Genomic DNA, 23,934 nt, shown 5'->3' with positions numbered 1-23,934 from the left:
ATCAATTAAAAAAATAAACTTTTTACTTGATTTTCAACGTATTTATCTCTATATTTTGACACATAAATTACAGACGAATTATTAATAGATTAACTGTCACTAAGGGAATAAGAAGGTAATGGTGTATTTGATTTATTTTACATTTATTACGGAATATGATATTTATTACATTATTTCAAGATAATGATATTTGACTGAAATGCTTATGTAAAAACTAACTGATAGTATGAACCTCGTAAGATAAATAAGAAAAAAATAAATAAAAACGTTTAACTTAAAAGGAGAACTAAATATAATGAAATTAAATAAAAAGATGACAAAATTTTCAGTAGCAATGGTAGCAACAGTAGCAGCAGGTCTTGGACTTGCAGTTAAAGCAGCAGATGCTGATGTATATACTGTAAAATCAGGTGATACACTAAATAACATCTCAGCAACTTACGCTAACAAAACATCTAATGATGTCAGTGTTAACGCAATTGTTAAAGAAAATAAAATTAGTAACGCTAATTTAATTTATGTTGGTGAACAATTAACAATCAATACTGATACAGCTGCTAAAACAGCAAATACAGCATCAACAACAAATACAACAACTACTAAGGCAGCAACACCAGCTGCAACTCCTGCTAAAGCAGCAACAACAGTTGCACCAAAGAGTACAGTGTCAACAGCAACTGCAAGCACTACTGATTCATCAAGTGCTAAAGCATGGATTGCTAACAAAGAATCTGGTGGTTCATACTCAGCAAGAAATGGCCAATATATTGGTAAATACCAATTAAGTTCATCATATTTAAATGGTGATTACTCAGCTGCAAACCAAGAAAAAGTAGCTAACAATTACGTAACAAGTCGTTATGGTTCATGGAGTGCTGCAAAATCATTCTGGTTATCAAACGGTTGGTACTAAAATTTAAATTATAAAAATAAGAAGCTTTGGATAGGGATATAATTCCTTATTCAAAGCTTTTTTGTTACTTTAAATCTTATGTTAAAATGATAATGTCCAGTAACTAAATTACATGAATGAAAGTTGAGAATTGAATTGAAAAATTACGAATTTTTACTATTTGATATTGATGATACGTTACTTGATTTTGGGTTAACTGAAAAAGCTGCACTAGAAAAGCTTTTTTTAACGCAAAAAATAACATTAGATGATAAAATAAAACAAAATTATTTGAAATTTAATCAGCAGTTATGGCGCCAATATGAGCGTGGTAATTTAAAGCGGGATCAATTATTAGAAAATCGGTTTGCGATATTTTTCAAAAAACAGTTTAATAGAGTAGTTGATGGTAAAGAGTTGGCTAAACAGTATCAAGATAATCTGTCTGCCGGACATGAAAAAATGATGGGCGCAGATGAATTATTGGCATCAATAGATACAGCTAACTATCAATTGTCGATTATTACCAATGGCGTTGCAAACATGCAGTATAAACGATTAGCAGAATCAAAGTTAGATAAGTACTTTCCGCAAATATTTGTTTCGGAAATGACGGGTTATCAAAAACCAACGGTTGGCTTTTTTAACTATGCTTTTGACCATATTGCTGGATTTAATCCCGATAAGGCACTTATTATTGGTGATTCTTTAACATCAGATATTCAAGGTGGGAACAATGTTCACGTTGATACTGTCTGGTACAATCCGAAAAACATTAAAAATAAGACATCAATAAAAGCGACCTACGAAATTGATGATCTGTTAGCCATAAATAATATAATATAAGAATAATTATAAATCTTGGATTAGAGGAATGGTGAATAATGAAAGATGCTAAAATGATGAAAAATGTTAAAAAGATTATTACGTATGCTATTTTTGTGATTGCTACCTATTTTTTATTTTCACAAGTTTTATCAGTGTCAGAAATAGCAACGGATCGTTCCTTTATGGAGATTGCAAAAGCAGAACCAGTCGTATTTATTATTATCTTTTTTATAATTTATAGTTTATTTATGATAATTAGTATTGCTTTTTTCTATTTTTCTCATATTTTATTAAAAATTAAGGGAAAATATGATATTAGTTTACTTATTTTAAATTTTTTCACAGTTTTTTTAACAATATCAACGCTTGTTATTAAATCAGTTGGAGGGGCATTACCAACAGTAGTTATCAAAACTAGTTTATTTTTTATTTTAATATCGATGTCCTTATCAACGACTGCAAAATTATTAGCCTTACGAGAAGAACGACTAAAAAAAAGAAAAAAATAGGTTAAATATAGCAGTATTTTAAAGGAGGTACATATGAAAATTAAAGAGCGGTTGGATACGTTAAGTGATGCGATTATAGCCATTATTATAACCATTATGGTATTAGAGATGCCAATTGAGATAAAAAATGGGGAGATTAACTTTGTTGGTTTGTTTCAAGCCATTGGAATCTTTATTGTTAGTTTCTGTTTTGTTGCTAATATCTGGTATCAACATGCGGTCGCATTTTCGGAAGTAAATGAAGTACCAAATAAAATAATTGTGATGGATTTAATCTTAATGATGCTTTTATCGTTAATGCCAACCTTCACACGACTAATGACAAGTGATACTGTCAGAGAAACGGTTACAATGTATGGTGTTTTATATTTGTTAATTATTTATCTATTCAGGGAAATTGTAAAAGAAATTATTCATCAAAAATATACAGAAAAATCTGATATGAAAAAAGTATATGTAACCATTTATGGCAGACATAACACAGAAACCGGATTATTAATATTAGCTTTAATTCTTATAGGCTGGTTTTTCCCTAAAATAACGTTAGTCTTTTTTATTATCATACCAATTCGTTCATTTATTACTAATAGTGCAGATAACAGTGAATTTACTAATATTAGTCAAATGGAACCTAAAGGTACTGAGGCATTCTTAGAGATGACACCTGAAGATAGAGAAAAATTAAAACCAATTATTACGACACTTAGAAAAGAAATAAAACAACAAGATCCTGATGCGTGGGAGAATTTTACAGAGGATGCTGAAGAGGCACTCGACGTTAGTGAAGGAACGATACTTAGATGGTTTCGTCAATATCGTCAAGCATTTGAGGATTCACAAAATACGCGAAGAAAAAATATAAAGTATGGTAGAGACCAATTAAGTAGAGAAGATGATTAATAGTAAACTGTCCGTCCAATTTTGGAAAGGGCAGTTTTTAATTACAAAAAACCCCTATACTAGACTGATATTTCAGTATCTAATATAGGGGGATTGTTATTATTATTGTGCCATAAAATCTTTTAACCAATTTTTACCTTCAACGAAACGCGTAACAAGCATTGCAGTAGCAGTATTTCCTGTTGAATTTAATAAAGTTGCGGGAATATCAATGATGGTTGTAATAATTAGAATTAATGGAAGAGCAGCCATTGGGAAACCGAAGATTGAACAAATTAAGGTTTCGGCAACCATACCACCACCTGGAATAGCGCCCATCACGACACCAACCAAGAATGAAACACAGATAATCATAATCATATTATTTAAACTCGTGATATCTTTACCAAAAACGGCAAATAAAAATGTTGTTTTTAAGATGCCACCAATAACAGAGCCATCCTTGTGCGTATTTGCACCTAATGGGATGATCGTATTTGCGATATCTTCGCTCACGCCCATTTTTTTAGAATACTCTAGGTTAACAGGGATACATGCAGCTGAAGAACTTGTTGCAATTGCTGTAACAGCAGGAGCTGAGACATTTTTCCAAAAAATCATAAAACCGGCTTTGCCACCTGCGATAAATGCATAGAAACTCATCATCACAAAGAAGTAGAAAGCTGTAATACCTAAGTAAAGAATGAAACTGCGCAAATATCCGGCAGCAATCTGAGGTCCTAAATTACCGATAATATTGGCAAAGAAACAACCTAAACCAATTGGCGCGTAGATCATCACATATTTAACCATCCGCATAACTACTACGTTTCCAGCTGATAAAAATTTTGTAAATACACTAGATTCTTTACCGGTTGCTGAAGCAGCTGTACCCATTAAAATCGAAAAGATAATTAGTTGTAACATATTATCTTTTGATAATAAATGATAAAAGTCATTAACGGTGAATGTATTAACTAATGTTTCTAAACCAGATGATTTTGTTGATGTATCTTTAACAGTACCCATCAAACCTTTAATCGTATCAACGTTGACGCCGTGAATAGGGTTAAAGAGACGAACACCGATATACCCAATAACACCAGCAATGAAAGCCGTTGTTAGGAAGACAATTAATGTTGTAATCATGATTTTACCAAGTCGTTTCATTTCAGACATTTCTGCGATGGCAGATGAAATACTGAAAAAAACAAGTGGAACTAAAATCATGTACATTAGATTTAGAAAAAGATCTCCTAAAGGTTTAAGGACAGCAGCTTGTTCTTTAAAGATTAAGCCGACAATCCCACCTATGATTAGACCCGAGAGTAATAATAAAGATGTTTTGTAGCGATTAAAAAAAGTAGTCATAAAAAATCCCCTTAAATAATTAGTCTAAAGTCATAAACACTAGTATATCAATTGTTTTGTTTAAAAGCTAAGTTAAAAAAAGGAAACGAATAATATGCAAAAACAAATGAGTTTAATCAATATTAAAAAATGAGATAGTATTAGTTAATAATGAGTATTTAACCGATTATACTAATTTGAAAGATAGCTTATTGACGGGTTAAATACATTAGTTTACAATTGTAATCATAAGACCAATGAAAGAAGGGCAATACTAATGAATAATAAAAAAATAATTGAAATTAGCGACGCTGAGTGGGAAGTTATGCGTGTTATCTGGACATTAGGTCAGAGTACTAGTAATGAAATATTTAAGAATTTAAAAGAAAAAAAGAATTGGCAAATGCCAACAATAAAAACATTATTGGGTCGATTAGTAAAAAAGGGTGCATTATCTGCTGATAAAGAGGGCCGAGCATTCATATACAAACCCCTAATAGAAGAACAAACGACGATGGATCATGTTAGTCAGTTATTATTTGAACATATGTGCCAAATGAAAATTGGCTCAACAATTGCCGATTTATTAAGTGAAGTTGAGTTAAGCCAATCAGATATTGTGAAACTACAAAGTGTGATTGATGAAAAAAGTAAAAATGCACCAGAAATGGTTGAATGTAACTGCTTAGCTGAAAAAATGATGTAAATGTTTCATGTGAAACATTATAAAATTTAATCTGATCCTTTATCTTAATTGTCTAATGAGATTAAAAAAGATGAGAATAGGAGTGTTTGATTTTGAATATTAAAAAAGTAAGTGAGAAGTTTGATTTACCGACTGCGACGTTACGATATTATGAGGAAGTAGGACTTATTCCCACTGTATCACGGAATACAAGCGGGTATCGGGACTATGATGAAATCGATTTAGAATGGGTTAATTTTGCAAAACATATGCGTCAAACGGGGATTTCAATCAACATTTTAAAAGAATATGCTGACCTAACGCAACAAGGTGAGGCCACTGAAGAGCAACGTAAACAGATTTTGATTAAACAGCAACGATTATTAGGTGAACAAATCGCGGCGATGCAAGATACTTATAATTTTTTAGATAATAAAATTGAAACGTACGAAAATCATGTAAAACAGATGTTAAAAATGACCGATAAATAAAAAGCTTGCCTTCAAGTCGACTTGAAGGTTTATTATAAACCTATATTAGATATAGGAGGAACATTTTATAATGATTAAGCAAATTAACTTACGAAAAAAATTCAATTTAAATGAACAAATAACCCTACAAAATAAACTTGTGATGGCACCTATGACAACATGGGCAAGTAACGATGATCAAACAGTTTCTGAAGCAGAAATTAGTTATTACGAACAACGTGCAAAACAGGTCGGAATGGTTATCACAGGTTCGAGCCATGTACAAGAAAATGGTGTTGGATTTGATCATGAAATTGGTGTTTATGAAGATCGATTTATACCAGGTTTGACGAAGTTAGCCACAGCTATTAAGGCCGGTGGGGCAAAGGCCATCTTACAATTAAATCATGCTGGAAATAAGGCATTACCAGAATTAATTACAAATCATGACGTTGTTAGTGCGAGTCCAGTACCAGCACCAAAAACACCATTTGCTCCAGCACAGACACCTCGAGAATTGGCAGAAGAAGAGCTAATACAAGTTATAAAGGCTTTCGGAACAGCAACTAAACGTGCAATTCAAGCAGGTTTTGATGGTATTGAAATTCACGGTGCCCATGGATTTCTAATTCAAAATTTTCTTTCACCACACTATAATCATCGGACTGATCAGTGGGGCGGATCATTAGAAAATAGATTACGATTTGCTATGGCAGTAGTTGATGAAGTTCAACGAGTGGCTGATGAAAATACGACTAAAGAATTTATTATCGGTTACCGAATTACACTTGAAGAACGTGAAACAGATGGTCTTAAATTAGAAGATACAGAAGCTTTGATAACGAATTTAGTTGCTAAACAGGTGAGTTATTTGCACCTTTCGTTGGGTGATGCGTTAACTGATGGTCCAAAGGGTGGTGAACCCTATATTCAAAGAGTTTCTCAACTAGTTAATCAACGGGTACCAATCGTGGCAGCCGGCTCATTAAATACTTTTGATAGAGCAACGACAGCATTAAAATCGGGATTAGATTTAGTTGCTGTTGGGTCAGCATTAGTTGCAAATCCTAATTTGCTAAATCAAGAAAAATGGCAATTAACGTTATCGATGAGTGATCCTAGTATCCCTAAGTTAATGTTAAAAAAAATCCAAGCGCTGGGTAGCACATTTGGATTTACCTTAGTAGATTAGATAATTTATTAAAAACTGTAATATCTGTTGTTGATGATAGGAAAACCTATTACTGGCAACAGATTTTTTATGTTATAAAATTAAAAGTTCAGATTTGTCATTTTAATATATTTAAACAGACACTGGCTTAATTTTTAATTTCTGTTATTATTTAGGACGTTAAGACAAATAATATAGATTGGAGAATGATAACTTATGGAAATTGCAGGATTTGGCGTTGAAGAGTGGTTAAATGTCTATGAATCTAAAGCTACGTATGATATTGCACAAAGAACGGTTTCATCGATGACAATGAACGAATTATTAAATATTGGTCAAGAAAATGGTCAGGATTTTTATCGTGATTTAGATGCACAAAAGATGAATTATGGTTGGATTGAGGGGTCCCCAGCTTTTAAAGCAGAGGTTAGCAAACTTTATAAAGCGGTTTCGCCGGAACAAGTTTTACAAACTAATGGTGCAACAGGAGCAAATCAACTGGCACTATACGCGTTGATTGAACCTGGTGATCATGTGATTTCTATGTATCCTAGTTATCAGCAACTCTATGATATTCCTAAATCATTAGGAGCTGAAGTCGATTTTTGGAATATTTCTGAAAAAAATCAATGGATGCCTGATTTGGATGAATTACGAGCAATTATTCGACCAGATACTAAAATGATTTGTTTAAATAATGCGAATAACCCAACGGGAACAGTAATTGAAACTAAACTAATGACTGAAATCGTTAAAATTGCAAAAGAAGTCGGCGCATATGTATTAGTTGATGAGGTCTATTTACCTTTAGATGATACAACGGACGTAAGTTCAATTGTTGATTTATATGACAAAGGTATTGCGACGAATAGTTTATCAAAAACCTATTCAACTCCCGGTATTAGAATCGGTTGGACGGTTGCTAGTCCAGCTGTTACAGATATTTTTAGAAAATACCGTGATTATACGATGATTTGTGCAGGTGTATTTAATGACCAAATGGCTGTTCATATTTTAAAAAATAAAGAATTAGTATTGGATAGAAATCGACAAATTGTGAAACGAAATTTAAAAATTTTAAGTGATTGGGTGGAAAATGAGCCAGCAGTTAGCTTAGTAGTGCCAAAATCTGTCTCGACTTCATTTATAAAATTTGAAACAATTGAAGATGATGAACAATTTTGTCAAAAATTATTAAAAGATTATGGGGTTTTATTAGTACCTGGAAGCCGATTTGGTGTGCCAGGACATGCAAGATTAGGTTACTGTGCTAAAGAATCCGTTTTAGTAGAAGGATTAAAACGCTTGTCACAAGCATTACATGAATAAGTTTAGTGCATCAAAGAGAGATAAAAAGTAGATTTACAAGTTACTTTTTATCTCTCTTTTTGTGGAAAGTAAAATTAGATGATAAATCAAAAAGTGTGAGCTGGTTCACACTTTTAATGTAACCGATTTCACACCAGAAACTGTAGACTGTTGATATACTCCAAGCGAAACGACCGGCAGAGGAGGGTGTCATGATAAAAATACAGTAAAAGGATAACGCCGCTATCTATTTGGTATAAAACAATTAAAGGAGGAAATTATAATGGATTCAACGACAACAATGGAAAAGGTACCTAAAAAGAAATTTAAGTTAAAAATGCCCGGCGCTTTTGTTATTTTATTTATATTAACGATTGTTGCAGTTATGGCAACATGGATTATTCCAGCGGGCTCTTACTCTAAATTATCTTATGATCAGGCAAGTACGGAATTAAAAATTACCGATGCGCATGGGAATGTAAAAAAAGTTCCTGCGACACAAAATCAATTGGATAAACTTCATGTCAAAATTGATATTAAACAATTTACATCAGGTGGTATTACGGCAGCAGTATCAATACCTAATACATATCAGCGATTGAAGCAAAATCCGGCAGGACCAGCTGATATCACAAATAGTATGGTTAACGGGACAATTGAAGCCGTAGATATTATGGTCTTTATTTTAGTCCTGGGTGGTTTAATTGGTGTTGTTAAAGTCAGCGGCGCGTTTGAATCAGGTTTAATTGCGCTAACTAAGAAAACCAAAGGTCATGAATTTTTATCAATTTTCTTTGTTTCAATTTTAATGGTTTTAGGCGGAACTCTTTGCGGGATTGAAGAAGAGGCAGTGGCCTTCTATCCAATATTGGTACCAGTATTTATCGCGATGGGCTATGATTCGATAGTCTGCGTGGGGGCAATTTTCTTATCCAGTTCTATTGGGACCACATTCTCTACGATTAATCCGTTCTCAGTTGTTATTGCGTCAAATGCAGCCGGAATTGATTTTACGCAAGGTATGATTTGGCGGATTGTTGGTTTGATTGTCGGGTCTATTTTCTTAATTATTTATTTAGGACGTTATAGTAAAAAGGTTAAGGATGATCCAACAGCTTCAATTACTTATGAAGATAGTAAAGACTTTAATCGATTATGGTCAGTATCTTCAGGTGAAGGTGGTAATAAATCAGTTTTCACTATTCGTAAGAAAATTATTCTATTATTATTTGTTGTGACATTCCCAATCATGGTTTGGGGCGTTATGGCAAAAGGTTGGTGGTTCCCAACGATGGCATCTTCATTCTTGGTATTTGCTATCGCCATTATGTTCTTAACAGGTACAGGTCGAGATGGTCTAGGTGAAAAGGGTGTCATTGATGCTTTTGTCAGTGGTGCATCTAGTTTAGTTGGGGTGTCATTTATTATTGGACTTGCCAGAGGGATAAATATCGTGTTAAATCAAGGATTGATTTCAGATACCATTCTTCAATATGCGTCATCTTTAGTTGTTGGCGTAAGTGGACCAATTTTCATAATTATCATGATGGTTATTTTCTTCTTCCTTGGATTTATCGTACCTTCTTCATCCGGATTAGCCGTTTTAGCAATGCCAATATTTGCGCCATTAGCTGATTCTGCAGATATTCCAAGATTTATTGTCGTTTCTGCTTATCAATTTGGACAGTATGCAATGCTTTTCTTAGCACCAACAGGGTTAGTTATGGCAACACTTCAAATGTTAAATATCAGATATTCGCACTGGGTAAAATTCGTTTGGCCCGTCGTTGTCTTTGTTCTATTATTTGGTGGTGCACTCTTAGTATTACAAGTCTTAATTTATTAAAGTAAGAATTATCATAAAAATAATGTACTTTTAATGTTTCTCATTTAATAATTTTAAAAACACGGTAGTGGAAGCGTTTTATAAATGTAATATACGATATTGAACCGTAAGAATCCTCATAATGAGAAATAGTTCACATTATAGGTGTAAGCGTTTACTAATATAGGCTAATTATTCCTGTTATGCTATGCATGTAATAAATATATGGGAGGTAATCATTATGACAAGTCCAGTACACGTAACATCAGAAATCGGAACTCTTAAAACAGTTTTGTTAAAGAGACCCGGTAAAGAAGTTGAAAACTTAACACCAGATATCATGGGTCGTCTTTTATTTGACGATATTCCATACTTACCTGAAATTCAAAGAGAACATGATTTTTTCGCAAAAACATTGCAAGACAATGGCGTTGAAACAATTTATCTTGAAACATTGGCTGCAGAAGCTTTAGATGCAGGAAATGTAAAAGAAGAATTCTTGGAAAAAATGTTAGATGAATCAGGTTTAGTTTCTAGCACACTCCATGCTGCATTGAAAGAATATTTACTTTCAATGGAAACACAAGATATGGTTGATAAAATTATGGCTGGCGTTAGAACAAATGAAATCGATTACAAGTCAAATGCTTTAGTTGATTTAAGTTCTTCTGAAGACTATCCATTCTTTATGGATCCAATGCCTAACCTTTACTTTACACGTGACCCAGCAGCATCAATGGGTGATGGTTTAACAATTAACCGTATGACATTCGCTGCACGTCGTCGCGAATCATTATTTATGGAATACATTATGGAATACCATCCACGTTTTGCTAATAAAGGCGTAAACGTATGGCGTAGTCGTAACCATCTCGACCGTATGGAAGGTGGAGACGAATTAATTTTAAACGACCACGTTCTTGCAATTGGTATTTCGCAACGTACTTCAGCTCGTTCAATCGAAGAATTAGCACAAGTATTATTTGCAAAACACAGTGGCTTTGATAAGATTCTAGCAATTAAAATCCCTAATAACCGTGCAATGATGCATTTGGATACAGTGTTCACAATGATTGATTACGATAAATTTACAATTCATCCAGGAATCCAAGATAATGGCGGAAACGTTGATACATTTATCTTAGAACCAGGTAAAGATAACCACATTAACATTTCACATCGTACAGACTTACAAAATGTCTTACGTGAAGTCTTAAAAGTACCAGAACTTATCTTAATTCCAGTTGGTAACGGCGATGCAGTAGTTGCACCTCGTGAACAATGGAATGATGGTTCAAATACATTGGCAATCGCTCCTAATACAGTTGTAACTTATAATCGTAACTACGTTTCAAATGAAGTCCTAAGAAGTTATGGAATTAAAGTTATTGAAGTTATTTCAGCCGAATTATCACGAGGTCGTGGTGGTCCACGTTGTATGAGTATGCCTATCGTTCGTGAAGACTTAAAAAAATAAAATTTAAAAAAGGTGGAAATTAATATGTCAAACACAGTCTTTCAAGGTCGCAGTCTTTTAGCAGAAAAAGATTTTACTCCAGAAGAATTAGAATATTTAATCGATTTCTCAATTCATTTAAAAGATTTGAAAAAACGTGGAATCCCTCATAAATATCTTCAAGGTAAGAATATTGCCTTACTTTTTGAAAAAAATTCAACAAGAACACGTGCTGCTTTCACAACAGCATCAGTTGATTTAGGTGCTCATCCTGAATTTCTTGGAAAAAATGATATTCAATTAGGTAAAAAAGAATCAGTTGAAGATACAGCTAAAGTATTAGGTAGTATGTTCGACGGTATTGAATTCCGTGGATTCAGCCAAGATGTTGTTGAAGGATTAGCTAAATTCTCAGGCGTTCCTGTATGGAATGGTTTAACTGATGAATGGCATCCAACACAAATGATTGCTGATTTTATGACTGTTAAAGAAAACTTTGGCAAATTAAAAGGCATCACATTAACATACGTTGGGGATGGCCGTAACAATATGGCTAACAGCCTTTTGGTAACTGGATCAATGTTAGGTGTAAATATTCATATCGTTGCACCTGACTCATTACAACCAACTGAAGAAGTTCAAAAATTTGCTGCTGAATTTGCTAAAAAATCAGGAAGCAAGAACATGATTACTTCAGACGTTGATAAAGGGGTTAAAGGTTCAGATATTCTTTACACAGATGTTTGGGTATCAATGGGTGAAGAAGATAAATTCGAAGAACGTATTAACACATTGAAACCATACCAATTAAACATGGACATGGTTAAAAAGACTGGTAATGAAAATATGATCATCATGCATTGTTTACCAGCATTCCATGGCATTGAAACTGAATATGGTAAAGAAATGTTCGAAAAATATGGTGTTAAAGAAATGGAAATTACTGACGAAGCATTCCGTAGTAAATATGCGCGTCAATTTGAAGAAGCAGAAAACAGAATGCATTCAATCAAAGCAATTATGGCTGCAACTGCAGGAAACTTATTCATTCCACGCGTTTAATAACATTATGATAGTTTGTTTTTAACGGTGAAAGTAACTTAACAGGGAAGTGTCTCTGCAAAAAAATAGGCTGTCATTAGGGGGACTAATCTGGAGCAAGACTTTAGATTAGGTCCCTTTTTATTTTTAATAAAGAAAGTAGGCAGTTAAATTATGGACGAAAAACATACAGTTAAAAAAATTAGTTTAATGGCGCTAGTCGCGTTAGTTATTAGTTCTTCTATTGGTGGTGGGGTCTTCGGACTAACCTCTGATTTAGCCAATGCATCTTCACCCGGTCCTGCTCTAATTGGTTGGGTAATTGTCGGAATTGGTATTTTGATGTTATCTCTTTCATTGAATAACTTATTAAATAAAGAACCAGATTTAGAAGGTATTTTTACTTATGCAGAAAAAGGATTTGGACCATTCGCTGGATTCATCAGTGGTTGGGGTTACTGGTTATCTGCTTGGTTAGGAAACGTTGCATTCGCTACAATCTTGATGAGTGCGGTTGGTTACTTTTTCCCTATCTTTAAATCAGGACAAAATCTACCTTCAATTTTAATTGCAAGTATCCTTTGCTGGGGATTAACATACTTTGTTAATCGCGGTATTGAAGGTGCAGCAGCAATCAATGCGATTGTTACGGTCTGCAAATTAATTCCAATTTTTGTATTTATTGTTGTTGCTATATTCTTATTCAAGATCGATATTTTTACAGCTAACTTCTGGGGCACAATGAGTCATAACTTCGTTGTTGGCGATGTCGCTTCACAAATTAAAAAATGTATGATGGTTATGATGTGGGTCTTTGTAGGTATCGAAGGGGCATCAATGTTGTCTTCTCGTGCAGAAAAGAAATCTGATGCAGGTAAGGCTACAATCATTGGCTTAATTAGTTTATTAGTCGTTTACGTTTTAGCTTCAATGTTACCATACGGTATTTTGACACAAGCACAATTAGCTTCAATTCATCAACCAGCAATGTTATATATTGCTGTTGAAATGGTTGGACCAGTTGGTGGTTACGTTATCGGTATTGGCTTAATTGTTTCAATTTTGGGTGCATGGTTATCATGGACAATGCTTCCAGCAGAAACAATGTTATTAATGGCCAAAAGTAAATTATTACCCGGTTACTTTGGTAAAGTTAATGATAAAAAAGCACCAACTTTTGCTTTAATCGTAACAGGCGGATTAGTACAATTATTCCTTTTCACGCTTTTATTCACAGATAAGGCTTATAATTTTGCTTATTCACTATGTACAGCTTCAATTATTGTTTGTTATATCTTAGTTGCGATGTATCAAGTTAAATACTCAATTCAACATATTGATGAAAAAGGCAATAAAGCACAATTAGTATATGGTTTAATTGCGCTATTATTCCAAGTTGCCGGGATTATTATGGCCGGTATCAGTTATTTATTACTCTGTTTAATCGCTTACATTCCAGGGATTTACTTCTATGGGAAAGCAAGAGTAGCACAAGGTGAAAAATTCTTATCAAAAGGCGAAATAGGTATAACCCTGGTTATAATTATTGGTGCTTGCATTGGTATTTGGTTAATTGCTTCAGGAAAAATGGTTGTTTAATAAATAAAAAAATGAGGAGTCGATTAATATGTCAAGAAAAATTGTTATTGCTTTAGGTGGAAATGCTATTTTATCAAAGGATGCTAGTGCTGAGGCACAACAAAAAGCATTGCGAGAAACAGCTGAATATCTTGTTAAATTTGTTGAAAAAGGGGATAAATTAATTATCTCTCATGGTAATGGTCCACAAGTTGGGAACTTATTACTTCAACAAGCAGCTGCAGTTTCTGAAAAGAACCCAGCCTTACCATTAGATACTTGTGTTGCAATGACACAAGGAAGTATTGGTTATTGGATGCAAAATGCATTGGATAATGCATTGGTTGAAAAAGGAATCAATAAAGAAGTTGCAACTATTGTGACACAAGTTATCGTTGATCAAAATGATGCTGCATTTAGTAACCCAACTAAACCAGTTGGTCCATTCTATTCAGAAACAGCTGCTAAAGCAGAAATGGCTGCACATGAAGAGATGACATTTGTTGAAGATGCTGGTCGTGGATGGCGTCGTGTTGTTCCTTCACCACGTCCAACTGGGATTAAAGAATACAAAACAATCGATCAATTAACAGAAAATGGTGTTATTTCAATTTCTGTTGGTGGCGGTGGTGTTCCTGTTGTTGAAGAAAACGGTAAATTACATGGCGTAGAAGCTGTTATTGATAAAGATTTCGCTTCAGAAAAATTAGCTGAATTGGTAGATGCTGATTTACTTATTATTTTGACGAGTGTTGATAATGTTTATGTTAACTTCAATAAACCTAATCAAGAAAAATTAGAACAGGTAACTGTTTCTGAATTAAAAGAATATATCAAAGAAGATCAATTCGCTAAAGGTAGTATGTTACCTAAGATTGAAGCTGCGATTGAATTCGTTGAAGCAAGTAAAAAGGGTCGCGCAATTGTGACATCTTTAGAAAACATCAGTCAATTATTAGATAATGATGCTGGGACAGTTATCGTAAAAGGTTAATAAAAAGCGATAGTTAAGCTGAACTAGCTAACAAAGTTGTAAGGTAAATTGTGGCCAAGGAATATCCATGTTAAAATGATAAAGGAGAGAGTTTAGGGAGTTAGTAATTAGTGGAGGGGATCAAACAATGCAAAAAATTAAAGCAGTACCCCAATATATGCAGTATTTAAGAAAATTATCAGATTTTGAAGCACTTACTGATGAAGAAGCCAATTTACTAATGAACAACATGAGTATCAAATCGTTCCAAAAAGGTCAGGTTCTTTTTGACGAAAATGATCAACGTACACGTTTTTATTTTTTAATAGAAGGCGTAATACGGGTTGAACGATTTGATATTGATGGCGACTTTGGATTTTATTCATATATCAAAAATGACTTAGGATTTCCGTATCGAGGCTTACTAAGTGATAAAAATTACCCTTATTTAGCGAGAGCCATGACGGATATACAAATCGTCTATTTCCCAATGGCCTTAGTTGAACGGATATTGAAGCAAAATATTCTGATGGCTACTCGATCAATAAGGGAGATGTCAACAATTCTAAGCGCTACAGAGAATCAAGTGCAAAGAATGGTAACGTCTAGTGCTCATGATCGAATTGTACAAGCTATCAATATTTTAGCAGAACAATTAGGTGCTGATTTCACAGAAAAGCATGTCGTTATTCCTTATCGTGTCACGATTAAAGAGCTAGCGTTAGTTAGCGGGACTACTCGTGAAACAGCCGGACATGTGATTAAGTGCTTGGCTAAAAATAAGGAAATCATTTTTGAACGGCAGCAATTAACATTGTTGGAAGGTTGGTTTGCTGATCAGAGTTTTGACCGGCAAGAACGCATCTTTAAATTATAATCTGAATAAAAAAATGATCATATGACTTTGGCATATTATGGCCAGGTCATATGATTATTTTTTTAAAATAAAATTGTAATTAAACCGATTGCTAATACTACTTGAACAAGCATAATACCACCAGCATAAAGTAATAAACGCTTGCCTTGACTAAATAGTGATTTTAAATTTAACCGAAGGCCAATAGCAGCTAAGGCGATTATTTCACACCATGTACTTAGAAAATGTGCAGTTTCACCAATTCGTGAAGGTAAAAAATGTAAACTATTAAGGACACAAAGTGTTAAAAATCCAATAACATACCAAGGAACTAAAGTTGATTTTTTTGTTGTTACTTGTGACGCTTTTTGGGTAGGTTGATTCTTGCTGTGTAAATAGCTAAAAATAGTAATAACAAATACTAAACAAATAATTCTTAATATTTTGAACAATGTAGCAGTTACGATGACATCCTGATTTAGCATAGTTGCACTTGCAACTACTTGCCCAACAGATTGCACAGTTCCACCAATTAAGACACCTCTGAAAACATTGTTACCACCCCAGAGGAGGGTTCCAATAATAGGTAATGTTAACATTAAAATGGTTCCCATTAGATTAACTAACGTAATTGAAATTCCAGTTTCTTCATTATCAGCATCAATAACTGGGGCAATTGCACCAATGGCTGATGAACCACAGACAGCATTTCCACCGGCCATTAATAAGTAAGTACCTTCACCAAAGGCTAATTTTTTACCTAGCCAAATTGCAAAAATAATTGTGATACTCATTTGAAGAAAAGTAAAAAGTAAGCCATTTAAACCAATTTCTTTAATACTTTGAAATGTGATAGTCGCACCTAACAAAAGAACTGAGTATTCTAATAAACGTTTCTCAGAAAATTTAGTTCCGGCCGTTAGTGTGGGTTGATGTAGAACAGTATTACCTAAAATGATTCCAATGAATAAAGCAATAGTTGCACCACCTAACATGGGCAACCAAAGTTTAGCAATAAAATAGCTGGCAAGCCCAATTAGTAAGGCAACGATAAATCCTGGTAGTAAGTTAGTTATTTTTTTCAATATGATCATCCTCTCTAAACAATACTTTAACTATAGCTGATTTCTTTTAATTAATAAAATAAATCTTTATAATAAGTACTATTAATAAAACGAATGGAAGTGGTTAATATTTTTAAAAATTTAGAAATTTTTAAATCAGTTTATGAAACAAGGAACTTTACTACTAGTGCGCAACTACTATTTTTATCACAACCAACGATTTCAGTTCAAATTAAGCAATTGGAAGAAACATTAGGTGTTATGTTATTTGAAAGAAATGGCCGACAACAAATTGTACCTACCGAGAGTGGAACGCTACTTTACCAGCAAACACAGCAATTACTAGATTTATGGCAGCAAGATTTATTTGCCTTAAAACATCAAAAAACTGATCAGAAAATTGCCTGTAAAATAGCTGCCTCACACACCACTGCAGCATACTTACTACCTGACCTGTTACGCAAAAATAAGGAATCTCTAAAACGATTAGAATTAGAAGTTAGCGTTCTTAATTCATCACAAATTATGGAACAATTAAAGCAACATAAGTTAGATTTTGGATTTATTGAAAAACCGTTGACTGAGAAGAATATTAAACGTTACTCGTTGACGACTGATCAATTAGTTTGGGCTGGTAATGAGGATGAGCCGTGGTTACTTAGAGAACATGGATCAGGTGTTTATCATTATTCAATTAACTACTTAAAAGCAAATAATTTAACGTTAGAGCACTTCATGACGATTAAAAGTAATTCATTAATTATTCAATTGCTCAGACAAGGTATAGGGCAATCAATTGTTTCACAGACTGCACTGACTGATTACCCAGAGATACCAGTCAAAGTACTATCAAAACAGTATCAGCGTGAATTCTACCTTGTTGGAAGAAACGAACTACCAAAGCCAATTCAAGAATTTGTAACTTGTTTAATAAATGAATCTTCTAAAGTATAGATTAAGGTTATCAGACTTAAGTATAAAATAATTAGGTTAAATAAATTGCTTACTTTTAGTAAGTGTGATAATTTAAGTTTATTAAATAAATTGGGGGTATCAATCATGAACACTAAATTATTAGGATTACATCATATTACAGCTATTACTTCAAGTTCACCAAAAATGTTTCATTTTATGACAGAAATATTAGGATTACATTTAATTAAAAAAACAGTAAATCAAGATGATGTTAGAACCTATCATCTATACTTTACGGATGATATGGGATCGGCAGGAACCGATATTACCTTTTTTGATTTTCCGGGTTTATTTCAAGGCACAAAAGGAAAAAATGGTATTTCGAGAATTGGATTTAGAGTTCCTAGCGATGATGCCCTAGATTTTTGGGCAGAACGATTTGACGATTATGATATTAAACATGATGAAATTGAAATGAATTTTGGCAGTAAAACAATGAATTTTTATGATTTTGATCATGAGCAATATCAATTAATTTCTGACGAACGTAATCATGGTGTGGAAGCTGGGACACCTTAATTATATAGTCCGGTTCCCAAGATGTTCGCAATTAATGGGTTAGGAACAACAATTATTACAGTGGATTATCCAGAACGTATGGATATTGTGTTAAGACAATTATTGGGATTTGATAAAATTGCCACAGAAAATCAACGTACATTATATGAATTGAACGATGGTGGACATGGCGCACAAATTATTATCGAAGAAGACCAAGATTTACCGAATGAGATTCAAGCATATGGAACAGTTCATCATATTGCTTTCAGGACAGAAGATGAAGAGTCATTAAACTATTGGATTGAACAAATACAAAGAGTTGGTATTCGTGATTCAGGTTTTGTTGACCGATTCTATTTTAAATCAGAGTATTTCCGTCCTGGTGAAGGTGTATTATTTGAAATTGCAACGGATGGTCCTGGATTCTTGCAAGATGAAACATATGAAGAAGCTGGTATTCACCTAGAGTTACCACCATTTTTAGAAGACCAACGTGCAGATATTGAAGCTCACTTAGTTAATTTCAATTCAGACAAGAAGTTATAGATATGGCAGAAGCAATTACATCTTATAAAGCTGGTAGGGTTGGCAATGCGACAATCTTAATGTTGCATGGAACTGGTGGAACGGAATCAGATTTACTATCAATTGCAGATTTTTTGGCTCCAGATAGTCCTAAAATTGGCATTCGTGGACGGTTAATAGAGAATGGTTTAACACGCTATTTTGCACATTTACCGGATGGTGATTTCGATTTAAATAGTTTATCTGTAGAGACAAATTGGTTAATGACTGTAATTAATGAGTTAGCTGTGAAGTACGCTTTTGATCCAGAAAAATTAATTGTCCTAGGTTATTCTAATGGGGCTAACGTTGCCTTCCATTCATTATTAACGGAACAGGCACTATTTAAAACAGCTGTTTTACTACATCCTATGGTGTTATCGGAAAATATTAAAGCGACTGTCGACTTAAGTGATATTAAAATTTGGGGTTCATATGGATTTTTAGATCCAATTGTTTCAAAATCAAATTTTGATGAACTAAAGAAGTTTTGTCGAGAATTTAATATTGAATTTACCAGTTTTGAGGCTGAACAATCACATCAAATTTCAGAATTAGAATTACGGAATGCTAAACAATGGTTAGATAAGACCAATAGATTAAAAATTGAGGAATAATATAAGATGATTTCATTTAATAGTAACGAATTATCGGCTAAAAATCAGTACAAATTAATGTCTGGTACATTAATTCCGAGACCCATAGCATGGGTTACTACTGTAAATGAGACGGGACTAATTAATTTAGCTCCGTTTAGTTTTTTTAGTGTTGTATCGGATACGTTGCCATTAATGTCGATATCAATTAATCGACGTAGAAATGGTGAAATGAAACACACCGCGGCTAATTTAGTTAGTTCGAAACAGGCTGTGGTCCAATTACCAACACGTGAATTAATGGAATTTGTTAATCAGAGCGCTGCTAGTTTTGGACTAGACGAGAGTGAAGTTTCCGAATTGAAATTAACAACGGTTCCTAGTAATAAGGTATTGGTGCCAGGGATTGATGGTGTTAAAGCGAGGTTTGAAGTTATATTGAACCAGTATGTTCCTATTATGGATGATGGTAAGATTATTACGGATTTATTTATTCTTGAAGTGGTTTGTTTTCACATAGAAGATGATGTTTTGGATAAAGAAAAAATGTATATTAATGCTAAAAAATTAGATCCAGTGGCGAGGCTGGCTGGACCAGAATACGCTAACTTAGGAGAGCAATATAAATTAATTCGACCAAAATAGTTAATATCAAATTAGTAATTCTTTGATTAGCCATTGTTGTATGGATTGAATAATTATATAGCCGTTATTGACATATAGTAAGTGTTATTGATGACAGTATTTATTATTAAGGGCTACACTACAAGTATAAATAGTATAGGGGGATACAATTATGGGATATCAAGCAAGTCAAGAAGAACATTCGATTGAAATCACCAATGTTCAATCATTAGAAAAATTAGTGGAAGCACGTATGGAAAAGGGTGCATTTGGGTATATTGCTGGTGGAGCTGAGGATGAATGGACGTTACGCGAAAATACAAGTGCATTTAATCATAAGCAAATTTCACCTCGAGTTTTACAAAATATCGAAAATCCGGATTTATCAACAACATTTATGGGTATTGATTTACAAATGCCAATGATAGCAGCTCCAGTTGCGGCACAGGGGCTAGCCCATGAACAAGGTGAAATTGATACTGCTAAGGGGATGGCCGCAGTTGGTTCAATTATGTCGCTTAGTACGTATTCAAATAAAACGATTTCAGAAACATATAATGGAGGAACTGGTGGACCTCAATTTTTCCAATTGTATATGAGTAAAGATGATAAATTTAATCATTTTTTATTAGATCAAGCCAAAGAAGTGGGGATGAAGGCTATCATATTAACAGCTGATTCAACACTAGGTGGTAATCGTGAAGCTGATAGTATTAATAAATTTATCTTCCCTCAACCAATGGCTAATTTAGCTGAATATGGTGAAGGTGAAGGACAAGGAATCGCAGCTATTTATGCTAATGCTAAACAAACATTGAGTTTAGCAGATATTAAGAGTATTTCTGATTATACTGACTTACCCGTTTTCGTTAAAGGTATTCAATCACCATTGGATGTTGATGCTATTATTGAAGCTGGAGCTAAAGGTATTTGGGTTTCAAATCATGGCGGTCGGCAACTAGATGGCGGACCTGCATCGTTTGATGTTCTTGAGTTAATTGCTAAGAAGGTCAATAAACGAGTGCCAATTGTCTTTGATAGTGGCGTTCGTCGTGGTTCACATATATTTAAAGCGCTTGCTAGTGGGGCGGATGTCGTTGCCATTGGCCGTCCAATGGTTTATGGGCTTCATTTGGGTGGTGCGAAAGGCGTTCAATCAGTCTTTGAACATTTAGCTAAGGAATTAACAATTGATATGCAATTAGCTGGAACAAAAACGGTTGATGATATAAAAAAAACGGAACTTATTTAAAGAAAACAATAAGGGGATACAATTATGCTAGTTATTAATTACATTCATGGAGAAGAATTACAAGCAACTTACAAAACAGCTGCTGCTTTTGTTGCGATGATGGAATTAGAAGTACCCGAATTTGAAGATTATTATGAAATTACTAAAGTGACAGAAGCTGGTAAAGAAATCGAATTATCGGATAAAACAATGGGCGGTTTATTTAACTTATTATTAGCACGAGGATAATTTTTATTGATGAAAACGGTTCATTGTTAACTATTGTTAAATAGTAACAATGATGTTAGGCATTTAAATAGTATTTAAGATACTAAAGTATGACCCAATTATATTTCTATTGGGTCATACTTTTTAATTTATAAGAAATACGTTTGTTATTGAACTAGCAAACATAATAAGTCGTTAGTTAATAAGTTCTTTCATATTATTAACTGTTTGGTGCTTCAATTTGTGAGAGAAAAAAATACAGTACTAGAAATATAAAAATAATATCTGTTACTGTATTTAAATCCGATTTAAAAGATTTATAGCATAGAGTATTTTTGTTTCACGTGAAACATTGGATCAATTAAAAAATTGATAAATCAACATACTTATTTTGTAAAACCTTAAAATCGTAGGTTGCTAAATTTTGGATATCTTCTAAACCATCAAACATTGCTGTATAACTTCCAGCAAGCATTAGATTTAAGGGAATACCTTTATTTTGGCGAACTAAAATAACAGGTTTGCGATTGGCATGAGCATAACCACATTCCCAAACAGTACCTGAGTCAGCTTCATCATTGTTTTCTTCCAATTGATAATCAAGAACTGCAACAACGATATCTGCTTGATCAATTTGGCGAATATCATTTTGGAAGGTAGCTGTTTGCCATTCAAATGTGCCGAAGTCCGCATCTGGATATTGAACGTTTCCTGGAAGATGAATTGCATCTGCGTTAATTGTTGGATTTTTACTTAGGAGATCGGCTACCAAATCTAATCGTTCTTTTTGTTCTGGAGTGAAAAAGGGTCCTGCAAGATAAACGCGTTTTTTTGTCATTGTAAACTCCTTTTATATTAATAATGTAAGTATACTAATAATTAAAAAATAAATCAATTAATAATTCGGCTATTAATCTTTTAATGATAAATAAACATAATATTCCATAAACATGATAACAAAAAACGAACTATACATTTGTATTTATTATAGTTATTCGCTTATAATGACGTTACATTTTAGAGAAATAACAGAAATAAAGGTTGGTTATGTCATTTTCAGTAAAATAAAGGTAATTATTCAATAAAAAAGTAAACGCTTTCTTGAATATCTAATTAAAATGGACTAGTATTAATAAGAATGGACAAATACAGTAAGCGGAGGAGATAAATATGCAAGTTAAAACAAAGGATTTTGGAAATGACTATGATTTAATAACGATTATAAATGATAATGGGTTTGAATTATCACTCACAGATTTAGGGGCTAGAATTGTTAGCCTCAAGGTACCCACAAGTACTGGAAAACGAGAAATTGTTCTTGGATTTGATTCAGCAAATGAATACTTAGAAAAAGATAGTTTTATTGGCGCTTCAATTGGTCGTGTTGCTGGACGTATTAAAGATGGTAAATTCAACATTAATGATCAAAGCTACCAAGTGCAAATTAACGAAGGTACAAATACATTGCATGGTGGTACGCCAGGATTTGATACTAAAAAGTGGACGTATAAAATAAGTGAAAACGAAAATGAAATAGCTGTTATTTTTCATTTAGATAGCCCAGAAGGCGAACATGGTTTCCCTGGAAACATGGCAATTGATGTAAAATATCTATTAAATAATGATAACATTTGGCATCTTGAAACGACTGCTAAAACGGATAAAGATACACTATATAATCCAACAAATCATGTTTACTTTAATGTTATGGGTGACGTCACAGAAACAATAGATGACAATTTATTACAAGTAGATAGCGATAAGTTTGCACCATTAGAACCCGATTCAATTCCAACAGGTAAAAAGATGTCTGTTGATGGAACGCCTTACGATTTCCGTCAAGCTAAGACATTACATGACGTTTTCACAAGTGATTTTGCTCAAAAAAATCAAGTTAATGGTATCGATCATCCCTTTTTCTTGAATAATCCTGCAGTTGGTAAAGAATCAGCAAAATTAGTTAGTCCAGATAAAGAAGTTTCTGTCTCAGTTTCAACTGATGCAACAAGTTTAGTTATCTTCACGGCTAACTTTGGTGAAGTAACGCCAATTATGCATGGTAAAAAATTAGCTAATCATGCAGCAATTACATTTGAAACACAATCAGCACCTGGATCTGAACAATTCCCTGAATTTGGTGATATTGTTTTACGTGTAGGCGATACGTACAAAACAGTTACAGAATTTAAATTAAATTAATTAGTAATCAACTGAGACAGTCATGGTAAAAATAGTGACTGTCTTTTTGTCGTTAACTTACGAGTGTAAGTCATACCATTTTAGTCGAGAAAGATGTAGACTTTAGTCAGGATAAAACGAAGGAGTGTATA

Annotated in this window: 23 protein-coding genes and 1 pseudogene; 21 read left to right on the top strand and 3 right to left on the bottom strand. The window is 33.5% G+C overall.

Going from position 1 to position 23,934, the window contains the following annotated elements; genetic code table 11:
- The first annotated feature begins 295 nt into the window (after nucleotides 1-295).
- The 4 genes from apf (at nucleotide 296) to AC1RPY_RS00190 (ending at nucleotide 3,129) form a co-directional block, all read left to right on the top strand.
- Nucleotides 296-913, top strand: coding sequence for an aggregation-promoting factor (gene apf, locus AC1RPY_RS00205; protein ID WP_481761101.1), 618 nt, complete (start codon nucleotides 296-298; stop codon nucleotides 911-913).
- A gap of 135 nt (nucleotides 914-1,048) precedes the next feature.
- Nucleotides 1,049-1,738 carry a YjjG family noncanonical pyrimidine nucleotidase gene (locus tag AC1RPY_RS00200; protein ID WP_481762165.1) on the top strand — a complete coding sequence of 230 codons (690 nt, stop codon included), beginning with the start codon at nucleotides 1,049-1,051 and terminating at the stop codon, nucleotides 1,736-1,738.
- A 38-nt stretch (nucleotides 1,739-1,776) separates the two neighbouring features.
- Complete coding sequence (locus AC1RPY_RS00195; RefSeq protein ID WP_481761103.1) at nucleotides 1,777-2,229, top strand: hypothetical protein; 453 nt, start codon at nucleotides 1,777-1,779, stop codon at nucleotides 2,227-2,229.
- 33 nt (nucleotides 2,230-2,262) lie between these two features.
- Nucleotides 2,263-3,129, top strand: coding sequence for a TMEM175 family protein (locus tag AC1RPY_RS00190; protein ID WP_481761104.1), 867 nt, complete (start codon nucleotides 2,263-2,265; stop codon nucleotides 3,127-3,129).
- 102 nt (nucleotides 3,130-3,231) lie between these two features.
- Here AC1RPY_RS00190 and AC1RPY_RS00185 read toward each other — a convergent pair whose 3' ends face one another.
- The gene (locus tag AC1RPY_RS00185; RefSeq protein ID WP_481761105.1) at nucleotides 3,232-4,479 is read right to left on the bottom strand and encodes a dicarboxylate/amino acid:cation symporter; all 1,248 of its coding nucleotides are present in this window, start codon (nucleotides 4,477-4,479) and stop codon (nucleotides 3,232-3,234) included.
- 256 nt (nucleotides 4,480-4,735) lie between these two features.
- Between AC1RPY_RS00185 and AC1RPY_RS00180 the strand changes: the two genes are divergently transcribed.
- From AC1RPY_RS00180 to AC1RPY_RS00135, 10 genes are all read left to right on the top strand, one after another.
- The gene (locus AC1RPY_RS00180) at nucleotides 4,736-5,164 is read left to right on the top strand and encodes a CopY/TcrY family copper transport repressor (protein WP_481761106.1); all 429 of its coding nucleotides are present in this window, start codon (nucleotides 4,736-4,738) and stop codon (nucleotides 5,162-5,164) included.
- A gap of 92 nt (nucleotides 5,165-5,256) precedes the next feature.
- Nucleotides 5,257-5,634 (top strand): MerR family transcriptional regulator, encoded by a 378-nt coding sequence (locus tag AC1RPY_RS00175; protein WP_481761107.1) that lies wholly within the window; start codon nucleotides 5,257-5,259, stop codon nucleotides 5,632-5,634.
- Nucleotides 5,635-5,704: 70 nt separating this feature from the next.
- Nucleotides 5,705-6,805 (top strand): NADH-dependent flavin oxidoreductase, encoded by a 1,101-nt coding sequence (locus AC1RPY_RS00170; protein ID WP_481761108.1) that lies wholly within the window; start codon nucleotides 5,705-5,707, stop codon nucleotides 6,803-6,805.
- 195 nt (nucleotides 6,806-7,000) lie between these two features.
- Entirely contained in the window at nucleotides 7,001-8,113 is a 1,113-nt protein-coding gene (locus tag AC1RPY_RS00165; protein ID WP_481761109.1) for an aminotransferase, read from the top strand.
- Between the two features lie 262 nt (nucleotides 8,114-8,375).
- The gene (locus tag AC1RPY_RS00160; RefSeq protein WP_481761110.1) at nucleotides 8,376-9,938 is read left to right on the top strand and encodes a YfcC family protein; all 1,563 of its coding nucleotides are present in this window, start codon (nucleotides 8,376-8,378) and stop codon (nucleotides 9,936-9,938) included.
- A 220-nt stretch (nucleotides 9,939-10,158) separates the two neighbouring features.
- Nucleotides 10,159-11,394: an arginine deiminase gene (gene arcA / locus AC1RPY_RS00155; protein WP_409021880.1), complete on the top strand. Its 1,236-nt coding sequence runs from the start codon at nucleotides 10,159-10,161 to the stop codon at nucleotides 11,392-11,394.
- A gap of 24 nt (nucleotides 11,395-11,418) precedes the next feature.
- Nucleotides 11,419-12,435 (top strand): ornithine carbamoyltransferase, encoded by a 1,017-nt coding sequence (gene argF / locus AC1RPY_RS00150; RefSeq protein ID WP_481761111.1) that lies wholly within the window; start codon nucleotides 11,419-11,421, stop codon nucleotides 12,433-12,435.
- A 153-nt stretch (nucleotides 12,436-12,588) separates the two neighbouring features.
- On the top strand, nucleotides 12,589-14,013 hold the full coding sequence (gene arcD, locus AC1RPY_RS00145) for an arginine-ornithine antiporter (RefSeq protein ID WP_481761112.1): 1,425 nt from the start codon (nucleotides 12,589-12,591) through the stop codon (nucleotides 14,011-14,013).
- A gap of 28 nt (nucleotides 14,014-14,041) precedes the next feature.
- Entirely contained in the window at nucleotides 14,042-14,986 is a 945-nt protein-coding gene (gene arcC, locus AC1RPY_RS00140; protein ID WP_409021884.1) for a carbamate kinase, read from the top strand.
- 127 nt (nucleotides 14,987-15,113) lie between these two features.
- Nucleotides 15,114-15,842, top strand: coding sequence for a Crp/Fnr family transcriptional regulator (locus tag AC1RPY_RS00135; RefSeq protein WP_481761113.1), 729 nt, complete (start codon nucleotides 15,114-15,116; stop codon nucleotides 15,840-15,842).
- A gap of 62 nt (nucleotides 15,843-15,904) precedes the next feature.
- On the opposite strand, the gene AC1RPY_RS00130 is transcribed toward AC1RPY_RS00135, so the two are convergent.
- Entirely contained in the window at nucleotides 15,905-16,915 is a 1,011-nt protein-coding gene (locus AC1RPY_RS00130) for a YeiH family protein (protein WP_481761114.1), read from the bottom strand.
- Between the two features lie 90 nt (nucleotides 16,916-17,005).
- Between AC1RPY_RS00130 and AC1RPY_RS00125 the strand changes: the two genes are divergently transcribed.
- The 6 genes and pseudogenes from AC1RPY_RS00125 to AC1RPY_RS00100 all read left to right on the top strand — a co-directional run bounded on the left by AC1RPY_RS00125 (nucleotide 17,006) and on the right by AC1RPY_RS00100 (nucleotide 21,625).
- Nucleotides 17,006-17,839 (top strand): LysR substrate-binding domain-containing protein, encoded by an 834-nt coding sequence (locus AC1RPY_RS00125; protein ID WP_481762947.1) that lies wholly within the window; start codon nucleotides 17,006-17,008, stop codon nucleotides 17,837-17,839.
- Nucleotides 17,840-17,944: 105 nt separating this feature from the next.
- Nucleotides 17,945-18,907: pseudogene (locus AC1RPY_RS00120) on the top strand (ring-cleaving dioxygenase).
- Between the two features lie 2 nt (nucleotides 18,908-18,909).
- Nucleotides 18,910-19,542 (top strand): alpha/beta hydrolase, encoded by a 633-nt coding sequence (locus AC1RPY_RS00115; protein WP_481761116.1) that lies wholly within the window; start codon nucleotides 18,910-18,912, stop codon nucleotides 19,540-19,542.
- Nucleotides 19,543-19,548: 6 nt separating this feature from the next.
- Nucleotides 19,549-20,166, top strand: coding sequence for a flavin reductase family protein (locus tag AC1RPY_RS00110; protein ID WP_481761117.1), 618 nt, complete (start codon nucleotides 19,549-19,551; stop codon nucleotides 20,164-20,166).
- Nucleotides 20,167-20,317: 151 nt separating this feature from the next.
- Nucleotides 20,318-21,397 (top strand): lactate oxidase, encoded by a 1,080-nt coding sequence (locus AC1RPY_RS00105; protein ID WP_481761118.1) that lies wholly within the window; start codon nucleotides 20,318-20,320, stop codon nucleotides 21,395-21,397.
- A 24-nt stretch (nucleotides 21,398-21,421) separates the two neighbouring features.
- Nucleotides 21,422-21,625, top strand: coding sequence for a hypothetical protein (locus AC1RPY_RS00100; protein WP_481761119.1), 204 nt, complete (start codon nucleotides 21,422-21,424; stop codon nucleotides 21,623-21,625).
- 340 nt (nucleotides 21,626-21,965) lie between these two features.
- Here the strand turns inward: AC1RPY_RS00100 and AC1RPY_RS00095 are convergent, their stop codons facing one another.
- On the bottom strand, nucleotides 21,966-22,442 hold the full coding sequence (locus AC1RPY_RS00095; protein ID WP_481761120.1) for a nucleoside 2-deoxyribosyltransferase: 477 nt from the start codon (nucleotides 22,440-22,442) through the stop codon (nucleotides 21,966-21,968).
- Nucleotides 22,443-22,774: 332 nt separating this feature from the next.
- Between AC1RPY_RS00095 and AC1RPY_RS00090 the strand changes: the two genes are divergently transcribed.
- Nucleotides 22,775-23,803 (top strand): galactose-1-epimerase, encoded by a 1,029-nt coding sequence (locus AC1RPY_RS00090; protein WP_481761121.1) that lies wholly within the window; start codon nucleotides 22,775-22,777, stop codon nucleotides 23,801-23,803.
- The last annotated feature ends 131 nt before the right edge of the window (nucleotides 23,804-23,934 follow it).

The organism is Dellaglioa sp. CoH-56-MRSF-12 (assembly GCF_056782075.1).
The sequence above is the reverse complement of the archived record's forward strand: the minus strand, read 5'-3'. Positions and strand labels throughout refer to the sequence as shown.

Excerpts from the sequence above, each read along its gene's own strand:
- arcD (WP_481761112.1), top strand. The coding sequence starts at position 12,589 with ATGGACGAAAAACATACAGTTAAAAAAATTAGTTTAATGGCGCTAGTC.
- AC1RPY_RS00135 (WP_481761113.1), top strand. The coding sequence starts at position 15,114 with ATGCAAAAAATTAAAGCAGTACCCCAATATATGCAGTATTTAAGAAAA.
- arcA (WP_409021880.1), top strand. The coding sequence starts at position 10,159 with ATGACAAGTCCAGTACACGTAACATCAGAAATCGGAACTCTTAAAACA.
- argF (WP_481761111.1), top strand. The coding sequence starts at position 11,419 with ATGTCAAACACAGTCTTTCAAGGTCGCAGTCTTTTAGCAGAAAAAGAT.
- AC1RPY_RS00195 (WP_481761103.1), top strand. The coding sequence starts at position 1,777 with ATGAAAGATGCTAAAATGATGAAAAATGTTAAAAAGATTATTACGTAT.
- arcC (WP_409021884.1), top strand. The coding sequence starts at position 14,042 with ATGTCAAGAAAAATTGTTATTGCTTTAGGTGGAAATGCTATTTTATCA.
- apf (WP_481761101.1), top strand. The coding sequence starts at position 296 with ATGAAATTAAATAAAAAGATGACAAAATTTTCAGTAGCAATGGTAGCA.
- AC1RPY_RS00095 (WP_481761120.1), bottom strand. The coding sequence starts at position 22,442 with ATGACAAAAAAACGCGTTTATCTTGCAGGACCCTTTTTCACTCCAGAA.
- AC1RPY_RS00115 (WP_481761116.1), top strand. The coding sequence starts at position 18,910 with ATGGCAGAAGCAATTACATCTTATAAAGCTGGTAGGGTTGGCAATGCG.
- AC1RPY_RS00170 (WP_481761108.1), top strand. The coding sequence starts at position 5,705 with ATGATTAAGCAAATTAACTTACGAAAAAAATTCAATTTAAATGAACAA.
- AC1RPY_RS00190 (WP_481761104.1), top strand. The coding sequence starts at position 2,263 with ATGAAAATTAAAGAGCGGTTGGATACGTTAAGTGATGCGATTATAGCC.
- AC1RPY_RS00090 (WP_481761121.1), top strand. The coding sequence starts at position 22,775 with ATGCAAGTTAAAACAAAGGATTTTGGAAATGACTATGATTTAATAACG.
- AC1RPY_RS00110 (WP_481761117.1), top strand. The coding sequence starts at position 19,549 with ATGATTTCATTTAATAGTAACGAATTATCGGCTAAAAATCAGTACAAA.
- AC1RPY_RS00160 (WP_481761110.1), top strand. The coding sequence starts at position 8,376 with ATGGATTCAACGACAACAATGGAAAAGGTACCTAAAAAGAAATTTAAG.
- AC1RPY_RS00180 (WP_481761106.1), top strand. The coding sequence starts at position 4,736 with ATGAATAATAAAAAAATAATTGAAATTAGCGACGCTGAGTGGGAAGTT.
- AC1RPY_RS00100 (WP_481761119.1), top strand. The coding sequence starts at position 21,422 with ATGCTAGTTATTAATTACATTCATGGAGAAGAATTACAAGCAACTTAC.
- AC1RPY_RS00165 (WP_481761109.1), top strand. The coding sequence starts at position 7,001 with ATGGAAATTGCAGGATTTGGCGTTGAAGAGTGGTTAAATGTCTATGAA.
- AC1RPY_RS00185 (WP_481761105.1), bottom strand. The coding sequence starts at position 4,479 with ATGACTACTTTTTTTAATCGCTACAAAACATCTTTATTATTACTCTCG.
- AC1RPY_RS00105 (WP_481761118.1), top strand. The coding sequence starts at position 20,318 with ATGGGATATCAAGCAAGTCAAGAAGAACATTCGATTGAAATCACCAAT.
- AC1RPY_RS00130 (WP_481761114.1), bottom strand. The coding sequence starts at position 16,915 with ATGATCATATTGAAAAAAATAACTAACTTACTACCAGGATTTATCGTT.